This window comes from Halorubrum ezzemoulense (assembly GCF_004126515.1).
GTDB lineage: Archaea > Halobacteriota > Halobacteria > Halobacteriales > Haloferacaceae > Halorubrum > Halorubrum ezzemoulense.
The window spans coordinates 228766-243006 of record NZ_CP034940.1 but is presented as its reverse complement, the minus strand read 5'-3'; the positions used below and the strand labels follow the sequence as shown (position 1 = coordinate 243006).

Sequence of the window (14241 nt, the reverse complement as noted above, 5' to 3'; positions counted from 1 at the left end):
TGAAGGGAGCCACACCTATTCGGGCTCGCCGCCCGGATGCCGACGGCATCCGGGCGGCCTCCCATGATAGTGCGTCCTTGGCAGGTAGGCCAATCAGAGCCACGCGTTCTATGACGCTGTTGAATCATCGGCCTTTGACCACCCCAGTACCTCTTCACGCACGCTGGGGACTTAGCAGGCTTTCATCCCATCAGAGCCGACTGTTTATAAATAAACGCCCGCTGCGCCGAAATCCTATCCACTCGCCCCACTGCCGTCCGCTCCGTCGCGGTCCAGCCACGCGGTCGCGATCGACTCGAACGGCGCGGAGTAGCTCATCAGCGTCGTGCCCAGCACCGCCATCACGAGGACGTAGCCGACCGCGAACGCGTTGATCGTCCCCGCGAGCGCCGGGTCGAACGTCCCCGCGTTCGCGCCGGTGACCGCGACAGTCGCGATGATCAGCGAGAACTCGCCGCGGGTGGTCATCTCGAGTCCCACCCGCGTCGAACGCGCGTCGGCCGCGCACCAAACGCTAAGTGGGGCGGGAACGAGATGCGCGGTATGTGGGGCTCCCGGGGAAGTCGGGACCGGCGAACGGTCGTCTGTATCGCGTGCGGGGACTCGGTGCTGCGGGAGGACGCCCGCGAGTACGACAAGGAGGGCGACCGCTGGAGCCGGCGCGACAAGGAGTTCGAGTACCTCTGTGCCGACTGCGACGACGGGATCTGTCACCAGCCCCGCGACGGGCTCGAATCGCTACTGCGCTCCATCGAGGCGGACGGGCTCACCGACGAGGAGTTCCTCGACCGCTACGTCGAGGCGGTGACGAGCGGCGACGGTGACCGCACCGACGAGGACAGATCGGGTGCGCGCTCGGACCGCGGCCAGTCGGATAGGCAGCGCTCCGACCGCGACCGCGACCGAGACCGGTAGCCCCGTCGCCGGATCGAGTCCCCGTCAGCCCGCCCGACAGGCCTTTCTAACGGACCCGCGTTGGTGGAGGTATGTCAGACGACGAGCCGAAGCCCGGGTCCGCCGAGGACCAGGGCCCCGTGACGATCACGCCGGAGCTCGCGGACCGACTCGCGGAGAAGCGCGAGGAGCTGTTCGAGGAGTTCGAGATCCGCGACGAGTTCCCGAGCGAGGTCCTCCGCGAGGCGGAGGCGCGGACCGAGGGCGTCTACGAGGAAATCGAGGCCGAGATCGACAAGCGCGAGGACCTCCGTGACCTCACCACGTGGACCACGGACCCGGTCGACGCGCAGGACTTCGACGACGCGATTTCGATTAAACGCGAGGAGGGCGCCTACCGGCTGTGGGTCCACATCGCCGACGTCACCCACTACGTCACCCCGGACACCGCGATGTGGGAGGAGGCGGTCGAGCGCGCCAACACCGTCTACCTGCCCGACTACACGATCCACATGCTTCCGCCGGTGCTGGCCGAGACGGTCTGCTCGCTCGTCCCGAACGAGGACCGACTCGCGCACACCGTCGAGATGGAGATCGACGACGAGACGCTATCCTTCGAGGACATCGACATCTACAAGTCCGTCATCAACTCCGACGAGCGACTCACCTACAAGGAGTGCGAGAACCGGCTGGAGGACCCCTCGCTCCCCCTCGGCGAGGAGAACGCGCTCGCCTTCGAGCTCGCCGACCGCATGCACGAGCAGCGCAAGGCAGACGGCTCGCTCGTCTTAAATCCCCGGCGCGACCGCGCGCACACCATCATCGAGGAGTCGATGCTGAAGGCGAACAAGGCGGTGACGCACACGCTGATGTGGGACCGCGGCGTCGAGGCGATGTACCGCGTCCACCCGCAGCCGACCCCCGACCAGTGGAACGAGGCGCTCAAAGAGATCCAGGAGCTCGACGGCGTCTCCATCCCGGGCGAGGCGTGGGGCGACGACCCCCGGAAGGCGGTCAACGCCGCCTTGGAGGAGTCGCCCGAGCGCCAGCTCAACAAGATCCAGCGCGCCGTGCTGAAGGTGATGCCGCGCGCGAAGTACATGAACGACCCGTTCGGTGGCCACCACGCGCTCAACTTCGACATCTACGGCCACTTCACCTCGCCGATCCGCCGCCTGTCGGACACGATCAACCACTGGATCGTCCACGAGAACGACGTGCCCGAGACCCTCGTCGAACTCTGCGACCACGCCAGCGACAAGCAAAAGGACGGCGAGACCGCAGAGCGGCTGTACAAGCAGTTCCTCCAAGAACAGGGGCTCGACCCCTACGCGGTCAACAACCGCGGCGTCGAGATCGTCGAGGATTCAGAGGAAGCGAAACACACCGCCTGAGCGGCGAGAGATATAGACCTGTGCGGCCGCAAATCGTGGTATGGACGCACACGACCACGACAGCGCGGACCGGCACGAAGGGGACCCGCTCGAACCGACCGGCGATCCCGAGCGCGACGCGGAGCGCGCGGCGACGGTCGGCGGCTTCACCGGGGCGGTCCTCGGCGCTCGGGGCGGCCCCGTCGGCGCCGGCATCGGCGCGCTGCTGGGCGGGTCGACGGGCTACGCCGTCGGCTACGCACTGAGCGAGATGGAGTCGGCGGAGGACGAGCCGTTCGAGCACGACGAAGCCGGACGCGAGACGACGGAGGCCGATCCGGACGCGACCGAGACCGACAGCGGGCCCGTCACGATCGACGTCCAGTCGGAGGGAGAGCACGACGGAGATGCGGACGACGGAGGGGAAAGAGGCGATCACGAGGAGTACGAGGCGGACGACGAAGCGGCAGGAGCGGGCGACCACGGGGAGGGCGAGGCGGACGACGGAAGAGGGGAAGCGAACGGCCACGGGGCGGACGATCACGACGATTCCGGCGAACGAGCGCGCGACGACGACTCAGCCGAGGACGAAGGCGACCGCGACGGGGGCGCGGACTGACCGGCGGCGCCCCGGATCAGTCCCGTCGCGTCGCAAAGCGTGACACCGCCGTCGCTGACACCGCGCCGAGCGCCGCGATGATCGCCAGCACGACGAACAGCTCCGACGGGCCGGCCCGGGTGAGTATCGTTCCGGCCAGCGTCGACCCGAGCGCGCCGATCCCGAAGATCCCGACGTACGTGTAGCCGAACGAGAGGCCGCGCGCCTCGCTGGGCGAGTATGCCGCTACCGTCGCCTGCGAGAGCGGCTGGACGGTGAACAGCGCGACGCCGAGCGCGAGCGACACCGCGACGAACGTGGCGATCGTCCCCGTCGCGGGGATGAAGAGCAGCGCGAGCGCGGACAGAATACCCATCAGCGCCATCAGCCCGCGCTCCGGCGGCACGCGGTCGGCGATCCGACCGCCGAGGAACTGGCCGAACACGCCGACCGTGAGGACCGCCACGTAGAGGTACCGTCCCGCGTCGAACTGATCGGCGTACGGGCTCTCCGGGTCGACCAACTGGAGGTCGACGAGCCCGCCGAGCACGTCGCCGAGGAGGTCCGGCAGAAACGTGAGGAACGTCCGGTAGTAGAGCCCGCTGAACGTGACGAACGCGAACACGAGCAGGAACCCCCCGGCGATCAGGATCCGAGTGTCCGTCGCGACCGACGACAGCGAGACATCGCCGCTCGCGCCGCCGGTCGAGTCCCCGTTCGGACCCCCGTCGGCGGCCGACGCTCCCGGCTCGGGGTCCGCGGACGAGAGCGCCGCGTCCACGTCGACGGTGACGCCGTACGCGGCGACGGCGACCGCGGGGAGCGCGAGCGCGGCCGTGACGAGCCGCCAGTCGAACGCCAAGAGCAGCAGCGCGGTCGCCAGCGGACCGAGCGCGATCCCGAGGTTCCCGCCGATCCCGTGGTAGCCGAGCGCGGTCCCGCGCTGGTCGACCGAGGTCGAGAGCAGCGACAGCCCCGCGGGGTGATAGACGCTCGCAGTGAGTCCCCATATCGCGACGGCCACGGCGAGGACGGGGAGCGTCGGCGCGAGGCTCACGGCGAGGAACGAGCCCGCCATCCCGGCGAGGCAGGCGAGGATGAGCGGCTTCGACCCGAAACGGTCGACCAGGATACCGCCCGGCAGCGCACCGACCCCGAACAGCCCGTAGCCGAGCGTGACGATGACGCCGAGCGCGGCCGCCGTCGTCGAGAACTCACCCACCCACACCGTCAACAGGATTGGGATCGACAGCTCGTATGTGTGGACGAGCCCGTGCGATCCCGCGGTGAATCCGACTATCCGTCGCTCGGCGGCGTCCATGTGAGTCGCGGGTTCGGCGGGTCCGTTCATAACCTCGGGGGTACCCGCCGCGGTTGCCGAGAGTGCGGGGCGTCGGCGGCGTCCCGAGGCGGACGACGACGACGAACGCTGTTCCGAGAGGTCTGACGGGACGCAGAAAGCGCCTCGCACTCGGGCCGCGCCCGCCGGACCGGTCGGGAAGCCGGTTATAGCGTCGACGTGTACAGGAGCAGACCGACGGCGATCACCGAGACCAACAAGATCCACCCGACCATGATTACCCCCATCTGACGGTGCGTGAGGTTGGTTCCCTCGAGTATCTCAGAGACGCTCATACGCCGACGGATTCGCCGAGGGTATTTAATCGCTTCCAACGGGAGAGATCCAGCGTGCGAACCGGGTCGGAACGACCGAAACGGGAGTCGAGTGGGCTCACAGGGGTCTCGTGAGGATCAACGAACGGGACCGAGCGAGCTGCGCGGGTTGCGCCGCTCGCGACCTTGCTCGCGGCGGAAAACATGGACTCGCGGGGATTTGAACCCCGGGCCTCTTCCTTGCGAAGGAAGCGATCTGCCACTGATCTACGAGCCCTCATGACGAATCAATCGCCGTTCGTATTTGTACCTTACCTTTCGACGACCCGTGCGGGAGTCGCTCGCATCCGGCGGCCGAATCGGTTCGGTCGAGGAACCGAAACATCGCGAAGCCGGCCGGCACCGACGGGGTTACATGTCCAGCGGGCGAACTGTTTGATCCTGCGGTTCTTGGTCGGCTCTACGACTACATAACGTTTTTGAGATGCGTACCACATTCGTTACTCTTTTGCCCGCGGACGACCGACTGTAAGGTATGTCAGACGCGACGGCGACCGACGCGGACACCGACGTGGACTCGGCCGCGCTCGCGGCCCTCAAACACGTCGGGCTGGTCGGCGGGCTCTCCGAGACGAAGGTGTCGTGTGCGGCGCTCGGTGACCGGCTCGACGCCTCAACGCAGACCGCCTCTCGGCGCCTCCAGACCCTCGAATCCGCGGGTTACGTCGAGCGCGACGTGGTCAGTGACGGGCAGTGGGTCCGCGTGACGGACGCGGGCGAAGCCGCGCTCCGCGCGGAGTACGCCGACTACCGCCGGCTGTTCGAGTCGGACGTCGGACTCTCGCTCCGTGGGTCGGTCACCGGCGGGATGGGCGAGGGGCGCCACTACATCACGCTCTCGGGCTACGCCGAGCAGTTCCGCGAGCGCCTCGGCTACGACCCGTTCCCGGGCACGCTCAACGTCGACCTCACCGAGGAGAGCGTCCGCCGACGCGGCGAGATGGCCGGTATCGACGCCGTGCCCATCGACGCGTGGGAGAGCGAGGAGCGCACCTACGGCGCGGCCACCTGCTACGGGGTCACCCTCGTCGCGGGCGACGAGCGCTACGAGGAGGTCCACGCCATCGTCCCCGATCGGACCCACCACGACGACGACCAGCTCGAACTGATCGCGCCGGACCGGCTGCGCGACGCGCTCGACCTCGCCGACGGCGACGCGGTGGAGGTCCGCGTCGAGCCGACGAGCCGGGCCGACGAGCCCGGATCGGTCGCGGCCGAGACGGAGGTCGCCTGATGCGCGCCGACGTCGACGCCGACCCGGAGGCGAGCGCGGGCGGAGCGGAATCGGCCGACGCCACCGAGGGGACCGAGCCCGCGGACGACGCCGACGCGGTCGAGCGCGCGCTTGACGCCTTCCGCGCCGGCGACCCCGTCTGCGTCCACGACTTCGCGGACCGTGAGGGGGAGACAGACATCGTCTACCCCGCGGGCGCGGTCGACGAGGCCGCGGTCACGCACATGCGCAACGACGCGGGCGGCCTGATCTGCGTGGCCGTGAGCGACGCGGTGGGCGACGCGTTCGACCTGCCGTTCCTCGCTGACGCGCTCGACCACCCCGCGGTCGACGACGACCCGGACTACGACGACCGCTCCTCGTTCTCGCTGCCCGTGAACCACCGCGAGACGTTCACCGGGATCACCGACGCGGACCGCGCGAAGACCATCGCCGAGGTGGCGAACGCGGCCGGCCGCGTCCGCGGCGACCCGGGCGGGTACGGCCCGGAGGACTTCGCCGCGGAGTTCCGCGCGCCGGGTCACGTTCACGTCCTGCGCGGCGACCGCGACGGGCTCTCGGGGCGCACCGGTCACACCGAACTCGGCCTCGCGATGGCCGAGGCGGTGGGCGCCGCGCCCGCCGCCGTGGTCTGCGAGATGCTCGACGACGAGACGGGCGACGCGCTCTCGCCCGCGGACGCCGCCGCCTACGCGGCCCGCCGCGACATCCCGTACGTCGAGGGCGCGGCCCTCGTCGAGGCGCTGAAATAATCGACCGCCGCTGCTGTCGGCGCGCGCCTGCGAGCGGTCGCCCTCGGCGACCGCAAGTCAGCGCGTGCGAGGGAGTCAGTCGCCGGAGCGAAGCGGAGGCGACTGACGGGGCTGGGGAGGTGAGAGGTGCTGTGCGGAGCGGTGCGGGGTAGGACTCAAAGGGGCAGCCGTGAGAGCGACGTAGGCGACGCAAGCACTGGAACGAAGGAATAAACGCAGTGAGCGGCCGAGTGAAGCGCGCAGCGAGCGTACGTCGCCCTCACGGCTGGGGCTCTGGCGGTGTTCGTGTCGGGATCGTCTCTGTTTCGCCGAGCGGCTGGGGCTTTGTAAGTGGTTGTCGTTGTCCCGTCAGAGGAATCGAAACTCGGTCCGTCCCGACAACCCCGACCGGTTGTCACAGTTTTAAGCCCGCCGGCCGCAACTACCGAGTATGGGATTCGACGAGATGGACGTCGACACGATCTGGAAGAACGGGGAGTTCCTCGACTGGGAGGACGCGACGACCCACGTTCTGACCCACGCGCTCCACTACGGGAGCGGCGTGTTCGAGGGCGTCCGCTGTTACGACACCGAGCAGGGGCCGGCGATCTTCCGGTGGGAGGAACACCTCGACCGGCTGTTCGACTCGGCGAAGATGTACGACATGGACATCGAGCACTCGCGCGAGGAGATCACCGAGGCGACCCTCGAACTCCTCGATCGGCAGGACCTCGACTCCGCGTACGTCCGGCCGATCGCCTACTACGGGTACGATTCGCTCGGCGTCTCGCCGAAGGGCTGCCCGACCGACCTCGTCCTCGCCGCGTGGCCGTGGGGGGCGTACCTCGGCGAGGAGGCCCTCGAGGAGGGGGTCGACGTGATGGTCTCCTCGTGGCGGAAGCACGCCTCCTCGCAGGTGCCGACGAACGTGAAGACGACCGGGCTCTACGTCAACTCCATGCTGGCGGGCGAGGAGGCGCGCCGGAACGGCTACGTCGAGGCCATCGTCCTGAATAAGGAGGGGAACGTCGCGGAGGGACCGGGCGAGAACATCTTCATGGTCAACGACGGCGAGATATACACCACCGGCCCCGCGCAGTCGATCCTCGAGGGGATCACCCGCGACACCGTGATCGCCCTCGCCGAGGAGCGCGGCTACGAGGTCCACGACGAGGCGGTCATCTCCCGCGGACAGCTGTACACCGCCGACGAGCTGTTCTTCACCGGCTCCGCGGCCGAGGTCACCCCGATCCGCTCGGTCGACGACACGGAGATCGGCTCGGGAAGCCGCGGCCCGGTGACCGAGGAGCTTCAGGACGCGTTCTTCGACCTGGTCGAGCGGCGGACCGACGACCACGACGAGTGGTTCACCTACCTGTAGCTCGCCTCGCCTGCTTTCTCTCGATCTTTTTTGAATCGCCGCGCGCGAAGAGCCGCTAGTCACTCGAACTGCCGGCCGCTCGAACCGCTACTCGCTCGAACCGCTCCCGTCGGTCGCCGACCCCTCGCCGTCGCTCGGGGTCCCGTCCGTCCGGACGCGTCCGAAGCCGCCCGGGGTCCCGTCGCCGTCGCCCTCCGTGGGCGCCTCCTCGTGGACGGGGACCTGATGAGCGGACTCGGCGAATCCGGCGGAGAGGACCCGCGTCATCCCCTCCTCGACCGTCTCGCCGGTCTCCTCGACCCGGTCCGGTTCGACCTCGATAACGAAGCCGGTGGTGATGTTCGGGGCGGTCGGCATGAACAGGACGATCTTTCCGTCTCGGGTCTTTTTCCCCGTCCGGAACGCGGTCATCCGGATCCCGGGCCACGTCTCGATGTACACCGGGCTCTGTAGCTCGTCGGTGCCGGAGATCGCCGTCTCGATCGCGAGCTTCGAGGCGTTGTACACGACTCGGAGTGCTGGGATCCGGTTGATCGCGTCGTCCACCGCCGACTCCGCCAGCCGACCCAGCGTCGTCCGCATGAAGTACCCCACCGCGAGCACCACGGTCGCGAACACCGCGAACGCGATGACGACGCGGGAGACGGGCTCTAGCGGCGCCGGGATGACCTCGGGCTGGAGCCCCTCGATGAGCGGGATCGAGGCGATGTACTGGTAGATCCAGCGGAGGACTAACAGGAGGACGAGGAGCGGCGCCAGCACGATGAGCCCGCTGGCGAAGTCGCGTTTCCACGTGGACATCTATCGGATCGGTATGTGTCGGCAATCCTTAAGAGGGCTTCCACGCGCCGGCGGCGCGGGCGAGGTCGCGAGGCGTCGCGTCGACTACTGCCCCAGCACCGCCCGCGCCGCGAACGTCAGGTTCTCCTTGCGCTCGCGGACGCGGCGGTAGAAGTACGAGAGCCACTTGTCGCCGTAGGGCGCGTACCGGTGGACGTCGACCCCCTGCGCGGCGAGGTCGCGCTGGGCGTCCTCGCGGACCCCCATGAGCATCTGGACCTCGTAGTCGGCGCCGCGGTCGCGGGCGAGCCGGTCGGCGAGCGAGATCATCTCGGGGTCGTGACTGCCGACCGCGATCCCCCGGTCGCGCCGCTCGAACAGCGTCGTCAGGTCGTCGCGGTACGCCTCGTCGACGCGGGCCTTGTCGGTGTACGCGATCGAGGACGGCTCGTCGTAGGCCCCCTTCACGAGCCGGAGCTTCCCCGGAACGTCGATCAGGCGGTCGAGGTCGTCCGCGGTGCGCCTGAGGTTCGACTGGACGCACTGCCCGACGCTCCACGGGTAGTCGGCGGCGATCGACTTGAAGGCGTCGAGGGTGGCGTCGGTGGTGTCTGCGTCCTCCATGTCGCACCAGACGAACGCGTCGACCTCGTGGGCACGAGCGACGATCTCTCGGTAGTGCTCCTCAAACAGGTCGGTCGAGACGTCCATCCCGATCTGCGAGGGCTTCACCGAGACGCAGGCGTCGAGGCCGCTGTCGGCGATATCGTCGAGCAGCCCGAGGTAGGCGTCGGTGTCCGCGCGGGCGTCCGCGGGGTCGTCGTAGTGTTCGCCGAGCAGGTTCAGAATGACCGCGACGCCGTCCTCGTTCGCGGCGCGGACGTGGTCGAGGGCCGCCGGGACGCTCTCGCCGGCGACGAACCGGCTAGCGACTGGGGGGATCATACTGAGCGTTCCGGCTGGCGCGAACTTTACCTTTGTCGAGTCGGCGGCGACGACCGCAATCGCGTGTGCGGTGCGGCGACCGGCGGCGACGGATCCGGGGTTTATAACACGCCGCGCGCCGCCCGTGGGGACATGATCGGTACGCTCGTCGCGACCGCGTTCTGGGCGATGCTCCCGGCGTACGTCCCGAACAACGCCGCGGTGTTGGCCGGCGGCGGACGCCCCATCGACGGCGGCCGCGAGTGGCGCGGGGCGCGGCTGCTCGGCGACGGGAAGACATGGCGCGGCACCGCGGTCGGCACTCTCGTCGGCGTCCTGCTCGCGCTCGCGCTCAACGCGCTCGCCGCCCCAGCGAGCGCGGCGCTCGGGAGCGACCTGCCGACGTTCGCGCTCCCGGCGGCGTTCGCGCTCGCCTTCGGCGCGATGTGCGGCGACATCGGCGCCTCGTTCCTCAAGCGTCGCTCGGGCCGCGAGCGCGGCGCCGCGTTCCCCGGTCTGGACCAGCTGGACTTCGTCGTCGGCGCGCTGGGGCTCGTCTTCCTCGTCGACACCGACTGGGCGCTCGCTGCGTTCACACCGGGCGTCCTCGCCGTCGTCCTCGTGATGACTCCGGTCCTCCACGTCGTCACGAACGTCGGCGCGTACGCGCTCGGAGTCAAAAACGAGCCGTGGTGAGCGACGCTACGCTTCCGCCCGCGGCGTTCGGTCTGCCCTGATGTTTGGTTTCGACTCTTTTTGTATCTCTTGTTGATCGATTGTCCGCGTAATTCGCAGCGACGAGAACGGCAGAAAGACATATATATTGGTGTGGCATACGATGACACGCATGTCTAGTAGTGCACCCAGCTCGGACGACGACGTGTTCGACGAGTTCCTCTCCGACCGCGGCCACGAGACGGAGATCGTAGGCTGGGAGCGATCCTATAACAAGCTCCAGTGTCCCGAGTGCGGTGCGCTCCACGAGGAAGGAACCGCGACGTGTTCGGTCTGCGACTGGCGGCCGAACTGACGCGCGCCGCGTTCCGCGAATTTTCTTTCCGTCATACCCCCCGGTAGTATTATGTGGAATTACTCGATAGTGACTATCATGCCGACCTGTCAGAACTGCGGTTCCTTCGTCACGACAGATTACGTTCGGGTTTTCACCCCGAACGAGGTCGATCGGCCCCGCGTCTGTCCGGCCTGCGAGGACCTGGTCCGCGACGGCGCCGACGTGCGGGAAGCGCGCGCGACGCGGAGCGGCTGACGGACCGACCGGACGATGACGCGACGCTCTGCCGCCGCGGTCCGGCGCGCGCATCGAGGGCAACCGAGCCACGGCGTTTAAGGAGAACCGGAATCTGGAGGTAATAATGACTGATACCACGGTGACGCGGCTGTTCGGGGGGCCCGGGAGCGGGAAGACGACCGCGCTCCTCGACCGCGTCGAGGAGATCCTCGACGAGGAGGGCGCCGACGTGCGCGACGTGCTCGTCGTCTCGTACACGCGCGCGGCCGCCGCCGAGATCCGCGAACGGCTCGCCGAGCGGCTCGACATCTCCCCGCGCAGCCTCCAAGGGAACGTGAGCACGATGCACGCGAAGGCGTACGAGCTGCTCGACCTCTCGCGAGGCGACGTGGTGGGCGAGGACGACAAGGAGGCGTTCTGCGAGGAGTACGGCATCGAGTTCGAGGACCAGCACGGCGGCGCCGGTCGCCGGACCGCGCGGTCGACGACCATCGGCAACAAGATCATCGCCACCTCGCAGTGGCTCCAGCGCACCGAGCGCGACGTGGCCGACTGGTACGACGTGCCCTTCCAGTGGAATGTCGAGGAGGTCCGGCTCCCGCCCGAGGAGGACCCCAACGCCCAGCAGGGGAACAAGTACACGCCGACGTGGCCCTCCGACGACGACCGGATCGACATCCCCGAGACGATCCGGGCGTGGCGGACGTACAAGGGGGAAAACGACCTCGTCGGCTTCGCGGACATGCTCGAACGGGTCGCGCAGCGCTCGCTCGTCCCCAGCGTCGACTACCTGATCATCGACGAGTTCCAAGACATCACGACGCTCCAGTACAACGTCTTCGAGGAGTGGCGCCCGCACATGGAGAAGGTGCTCATCGCCGGCGACGACGACCAGGTCGTTTACGCGTGGCAGGGGGCCGACCCCGACCTCCTCCTCGACACCGACGTCGACGAGGACGTGGTCCTCCCGAACTCCTACCGGCTCCCCTCGGAGATCCTCAACGTCGTCAACGCCGAGATCCGCCACATCGACAAGCGGCAGGAGAAGGACCTCCACCCGCGCACGGAGGGCGGTTCCGTCGAGGCGATCGAGTCGCCGTCGATGATCGAGCTCGTCCGGAACGTCCGGTACACCGTCGAGGACGACGAGGGCGACGTGATGTGCCTGTTCCGCGCCCGGTACCAGATGTTCGACTTCATCGACGAGTTCATCGACCACGGCATCCCGTTCACGATGCTCACCGACGGGCGGATGTGGACCGACCGCGTCCAGGACTACGTCAGCGCGATCGAGAAGGCCGAGGCCGGCGACCCGGTCACCGGGCTGGAGGCGCGGCGGCTGGCGGACATGCTCCAGGAGTCGGCGTTCGGGACCCACGACCGCGAGGAGTTCTACGACTTCCTCGACGACCGCGAGGAGGCGGCCGACTCCGACGATGTCGCCGACATCGACATTGCGGCCGACACGCTCGACGAGTACATCCCGTTCATGCCCGACACCGCCAGCGCCGACGACATGGTCCGGAAGGTAACGAGCTTCCAGCGCAAGTCGATGGGCGCGTACTTCGAGGGCGAGTACCAGGGCACTGACCCGACCCGCGTCCGCGTCGGCACGATCCACTCGGCGAAGGGCCGCGAGGCCGACCACGTGTTCGTCGCTACCGACCTCACGGAGAAGGTCGTCGAGCAGATGGCGGCCTCCATCGACGACCCGACCGACGTCGACGGCGTCGAGGAGTTCACGAAGTCGACGAGTCCCGTGCCCGTCCTCACCGACAACGAGCGCCGCGTCTTCTACGTCGGGATGTCCCGCGCCCGCGAGCGGCTCGTGATCATGGAGAGCCTCATCAGCGGTGCGCCGACGCTGCCGATCAGCGTCCTGTTGTTCAACGAGCTCCGGGAGGAGCCGGCCCAGGAACTCGTCGAGGAGGTCCAGGCGGAGCTGGCGGTGCCAGAGCCCGAGCCGTGAGCGAGGACGACGCGGCCGCCATCGACCGCGAAAAAAATCCCCGCCCGCTCCGGACCGACCTCCGACCAATCGTCGAGGCGGTCCGCGACGCCGACGCGGCCGCGTTCGTCGCCGTCGGCGACCGCTTCGACGGCGACCTGCGCTACCTCTCCCGCTTCGCCGGCCCGGACAGGCCCTCCGCGCTGGTCGTCGTCCCGACGGGCGAAGCGACCGCCGACACCGTCGGCCGCGCCGTCCTCTGTGCGCCCGCCCTGTTCGGCGAGCAGGCCGAACGCGAGTTCGTCGCGAGCGCGCGGGTGTCCCACGAATCGGGGAGCGGTGGGCCGACCGACGACGAGGTCGGCTTCCACGACGGGGTCGCCCGCGAGGTCCGGACGGAGCGCGTCGGCGACCACGCCGGCGAGCGCGCGGCCGCGGCCGCCGCGGATCTCGCGGGCGGAGCGAGCGGCGACGGGGAAGGAGTCCTGACGCCCGCGTCGATTCCGCACGACGCCGCGGTGTACCTCGAACGGGCGGGGTTCGAGCCGGCGTCGACGGAGGCGGTCGCGACCGCTAGGGCGCGAAAGACGCCGGCGGAGCGGGACCGCATCCGGCGCGTCCAGCGCGCGACGGTGGCCGGGATCGCCCGCGCCGAGGCCGTCCTCACCGACTGCGAGGCCGTCGACGAGGGGAGCGAGGAGACGGCGGCCGGGCGGGCCGACGACGACCGCCGACCCCCGCTCCGGTGGGACGGGGATCCGCTGACGACGGAGCGACTCCGCCGCGAGGTGAACGCGGCCCTCGCCGCGCGCGGCGTCCGCGACGCGGGCAACACCGTGATCGGCGCCGGTCCCTCGGCGGCCGACCTCCACTACGTCGGCGACGACCCGGTCCGGCCGGGCGAGACCGTACTGCTCGACGTCTCGCCCCGCGGTCCCGACGGGTACTACGGCGACGCGACCCGGACGTTCGTCGTCGACGGCGACGGCGGCTGGGCGCGGCGGGCGTACGTCGCGGTCGAGGCCGCGCGCGAGGCCGCGCTCGACGAGGTCGAGCCGGGCGTCCCGGCGAAGACCGTTCACGGCGAGGCGGCGGCGGAGCTCGCCGCCTACGGCTTCGACCCGAACGCCGGGGAGGGCGAGGCCGGCTTCACCCACGGCACCGGCCACGGCGTGGGCGTGAGCCTCCACGAGAGGCCGTCGCTGTCGGGCGCGGGCGAACTGCGTCCGGGACACGTCGTCACCGTCGAGCCCGGCGTCTACGATCCAGATATCGGCGGCGTCAGGCTGGAAGACCTAGTCCTCGTCACTGAAGACGGATACGAGATACTGGCGGAGCATCCGTTCGGCATCGCGCCGCGCGAGCGGGAGTGAGCGGCGGGTAGCTACGACCGGTCTTTGCGCTATCGGCGCGCTTTTGAGACTCCCGCCGAAGCCCGATACGCATGCGATCCGA

Annotated in this window: 15 protein-coding genes, 1 tRNA gene and 1 pseudogene; 11 read left to right on the top strand and 6 right to left on the bottom strand. The window is 69.1% G+C overall.

What is annotated here, in order from left to right; all coding sequences use genetic code 11:
- Nucleotides 1-234: 234 nt before the first annotated feature.
- Nucleotides 235-492, bottom strand: a pseudogene (locus EO776_RS01115) (cation:proton antiporter); the annotation flags it as partial.
- Between the two features lie 51 nt (nucleotides 493-543).
- Between EO776_RS01115 and EO776_RS01110 the strand changes: the two are divergent.
- The 3 genes from EO776_RS01110 (at nucleotide 544) to EO776_RS01100 (ending at nucleotide 2886) form a co-directional block, all read left to right on the top strand.
- Entirely contained in the window at nucleotides 544-915 is a 372-nt protein-coding gene (locus EO776_RS01110; RefSeq protein WP_099288931.1) for a DUF7562 family protein, read from the top strand.
- A gap of 71 nt (nucleotides 916-986) precedes the next feature.
- On the top strand, nucleotides 987-2288 hold the full coding sequence (locus EO776_RS01105) for an RNB domain-containing ribonuclease (protein ID WP_094495453.1): 1302 nt from the start codon (nucleotides 987-989) through the stop codon (nucleotides 2286-2288).
- Nucleotides 2289-2328: 40 nt separating this feature from the next.
- Entirely contained in the window at nucleotides 2329-2886 is a 558-nt protein-coding gene (locus EO776_RS01100; RefSeq protein WP_094592901.1) for a hypothetical protein, read from the top strand.
- A gap of 16 nt (nucleotides 2887-2902) precedes the next feature.
- Here EO776_RS01100 and EO776_RS01095 read toward each other — a convergent pair whose 3' ends face one another.
- From EO776_RS01095 to EO776_RS01090, 3 genes are all read right to left on the bottom strand, one after another.
- Nucleotides 2903-4186 carry an MFS transporter gene (locus EO776_RS01095; RefSeq protein ID WP_099288932.1) on the bottom strand — a complete coding sequence of 428 codons (1284 nt, stop codon included), beginning with the start codon at nucleotides 4184-4186 and terminating at the stop codon, nucleotides 2903-2905.
- 185 nt (nucleotides 4187-4371) lie between these two features.
- Nucleotides 4372-4500 (bottom strand): hypothetical protein, encoded by a 129-nt coding sequence (locus EO776_RS19565; protein ID WP_255375966.1) that lies wholly within the window; start codon nucleotides 4498-4500, stop codon nucleotides 4372-4374.
- A gap of 184 nt (nucleotides 4501-4684) precedes the next feature.
- Nucleotides 4685-4756, bottom strand: a tRNA-Ala gene (locus EO776_RS01090).
- 258 nt (nucleotides 4757-5014) lie between these two features.
- On the opposite strand from EO776_RS01090, the gene EO776_RS01085 reads away from it, so the two are divergent.
- From EO776_RS01085 to EO776_RS01075, 3 genes are all read left to right on the top strand, one after another.
- Nucleotides 5015-5773, top strand: coding sequence for a DUF120 domain-containing protein (locus tag EO776_RS01085; RefSeq protein WP_049931759.1), 759 nt, complete (start codon nucleotides 5015-5017; stop codon nucleotides 5771-5773).
- Nucleotides 5773-6525 carry a 3,4-dihydroxy-2-butanone-4-phosphate synthase gene (gene ribB / locus EO776_RS01080; protein WP_099288933.1) on the top strand — a complete coding sequence of 251 codons (753 nt, stop codon included), beginning with the start codon at nucleotides 5773-5775 and terminating at the stop codon, nucleotides 6523-6525. The genes EO776_RS01085 and ribB overlap by 1 nt, the downstream gene beginning before the upstream one ends.
- 430 nt (nucleotides 6526-6955) lie before the next feature.
- On the top strand, nucleotides 6956-7885 hold the full coding sequence (locus EO776_RS01075; RefSeq protein ID WP_049931757.1) for a branched-chain amino acid transaminase: 930 nt from the start codon (nucleotides 6956-6958) through the stop codon (nucleotides 7883-7885).
- Between the two features lie 87 nt (nucleotides 7886-7972).
- Here the strand turns inward: EO776_RS01075 and EO776_RS01070 are convergent, their stop codons facing one another.
- Both EO776_RS01070 and EO776_RS01065 read right to left on the bottom strand, forming a co-directional pair.
- Nucleotides 7973-8686 (bottom strand): DUF502 domain-containing protein, encoded by a 714-nt coding sequence (locus EO776_RS01070; RefSeq protein ID WP_049931755.1) that lies wholly within the window; start codon nucleotides 8684-8686, stop codon nucleotides 7973-7975.
- An 84-nt stretch (nucleotides 8687-8770) separates the two neighbouring features.
- Complete coding sequence (locus EO776_RS01065; protein ID WP_099288934.1) at nucleotides 8771-9610, bottom strand: proline dehydrogenase family protein; 840 nt, start codon at nucleotides 9608-9610, stop codon at nucleotides 8771-8773.
- Nucleotides 9611-9742: 132 nt separating this feature from the next.
- Between EO776_RS01065 and EO776_RS01060 the strand changes: the two genes are divergently transcribed.
- From EO776_RS01060 to EO776_RS01045, 5 genes are all read left to right on the top strand, one after another.
- Nucleotides 9743-10285 (top strand): CDP-2,3-bis-(O-geranylgeranyl)-sn-glycerol synthase, encoded by a 543-nt coding sequence (locus tag EO776_RS01060; RefSeq protein WP_049931752.1) that lies wholly within the window; start codon nucleotides 9743-9745, stop codon nucleotides 10283-10285.
- A 151-nt stretch (nucleotides 10286-10436) separates the two neighbouring features.
- Entirely contained in the window at nucleotides 10437-10619 is a 183-nt protein-coding gene (locus tag EO776_RS01055) for an HVO_0416 family zinc finger protein (RefSeq protein WP_049931749.1), read from the top strand.
- 78 nt (nucleotides 10620-10697) lie between these two features.
- A complete protein-coding gene (locus EO776_RS18760) occupies nucleotides 10698-10856 on the top strand; it encodes a DUF7563 family protein (RefSeq protein WP_006111597.1) in 159 nt (52 codons plus the stop codon).
- Nucleotides 10857-10962: 106 nt separating this feature from the next.
- Nucleotides 10963-12807, top strand: coding sequence for a UvrD-helicase domain-containing protein (locus EO776_RS01050; protein WP_049931748.1), 1845 nt, complete (start codon nucleotides 10963-10965; stop codon nucleotides 12805-12807).
- A complete protein-coding gene (locus EO776_RS01045) occupies nucleotides 12804-14159 on the top strand; it encodes a M24 family metallopeptidase (protein WP_099288935.1) in 1356 nt (451 codons plus the stop codon). Before EO776_RS01050 ends, EO776_RS01045 begins: the two co-directional genes overlap by 4 nt.
- The last annotated feature ends 82 nt before the right edge of the window (nucleotides 14160-14241 follow it).

What these genes read in the sequence shown, in the direction of transcription:
- EO776_RS01050 (WP_049931748.1), top strand. Translation starts at nt 10,963, where the DNA reads ATGACTGATACCACGGTGACGCGGCTGTTCGGGGGGCCCGGGAGCGGG.
- EO776_RS01100 (WP_094592901.1), top strand. Translation starts at nt 2,329, where the DNA reads ATGGACGCACACGACCACGACAGCGCGGACCGGCACGAAGGGGACCCG.
- EO776_RS01105 (WP_094495453.1), top strand. Translation starts at nt 987, where the DNA reads ATGTCAGACGACGAGCCGAAGCCCGGGTCCGCCGAGGACCAGGGCCCC.
- EO776_RS01060 (WP_049931752.1), top strand. Translation starts at nt 9,743, where the DNA reads ATGATCGGTACGCTCGTCGCGACCGCGTTCTGGGCGATGCTCCCGGCG.
- EO776_RS01085 (WP_049931759.1), top strand. Translation starts at nt 5,015, where the DNA reads ATGTCAGACGCGACGGCGACCGACGCGGACACCGACGTGGACTCGGCC.
- EO776_RS18760 (WP_006111597.1), top strand. Translation starts at nt 10,698, where the DNA reads ATGCCGACCTGTCAGAACTGCGGTTCCTTCGTCACGACAGATTACGTT.
- EO776_RS19565 (WP_255375966.1), bottom strand. Translation starts at nt 4,500, where the DNA reads ATGAGCGTCTCTGAGATACTCGAGGGAACCAACCTCACGCACCGTCAG.
- EO776_RS01055 (WP_049931749.1), top strand. Translation starts at nt 10,437, where the DNA reads ATGTCTAGTAGTGCACCCAGCTCGGACGACGACGTGTTCGACGAGTTC.
- EO776_RS01065 (WP_099288934.1), bottom strand. Translation starts at nt 9,610, where the DNA reads ATGATCCCCCCAGTCGCTAGCCGGTTCGTCGCCGGCGAGAGCGTCCCG.
- EO776_RS01075 (WP_049931757.1), top strand. Translation starts at nt 6,956, where the DNA reads ATGGGATTCGACGAGATGGACGTCGACACGATCTGGAAGAACGGGGAG.
- EO776_RS01070 (WP_049931755.1), bottom strand. Translation starts at nt 8,686, where the DNA reads ATGTCCACGTGGAAACGCGACTTCGCCAGCGGGCTCATCGTGCTGGCG.
- ribB (WP_099288933.1), top strand. Translation starts at nt 5,773, where the DNA reads ATGCGCGCCGACGTCGACGCCGACCCGGAGGCGAGCGCGGGCGGAGCG.
- EO776_RS01110 (WP_099288931.1), top strand. Translation starts at nt 544, where the DNA reads ATGTGGGGCTCCCGGGGAAGTCGGGACCGGCGAACGGTCGTCTGTATC.
- EO776_RS01095 (WP_099288932.1), bottom strand. Translation starts at nt 4,186, where the DNA reads ATGGACGCCGCCGAGCGACGGATAGTCGGATTCACCGCGGGATCGCAC.